Here is a 494-nt window from a genome sequence, read left to right on the forward strand (position 1 = left end):
ATTTTCTTTGGTATTAATTCGTTTTTCTTGGGGAGTTGGTTGATGAAACCACCAAGGTTTTGAACACTTTAGCGGTTTGTTGGGCTTTGCAAGAGCGGGAGGGAAAGAAATGGCTAGGTGGTTCAGTTGCGATTTTATTTAGGCCTCGCAGCAATCGAATGAAAAATATTGGTTTATATTTTTCTTTCAATCAATAGCTTTTGGCTTTAGTAAAAGGGTACAGGTTTTGAATTGTTAAGGGGCTTTAGTTGATAAAAATAGCGCTATTTATGGCTAAAAGTCTTTTGTAATCATACATCCCTTGGGCAGAAGCCCAAGGTTATTCATTGATTTCATTTTAAATACCTTGGGCTAAAGTTTAAGGCTATTTATTGTTTCTTTTTTAAATACCTTGGGCTGAGCCCTAGGTTATTCATTTTCCTCTTTTCTCTTTCTTCTTTCCTCTTTCTTCTTTCCTCTTTCTTCTTTCCTCTTTCTTCTTTCTTCTTTCCTCT

Source organism: Flavobacterium branchiophilum NBRC 15030 = ATCC 35035 (genome assembly GCF_002217205.1).
GTDB lineage: Bacteria > Bacteroidota > Bacteroidia > Flavobacteriales > Flavobacteriaceae > Flavobacterium > Flavobacterium branchiophilum.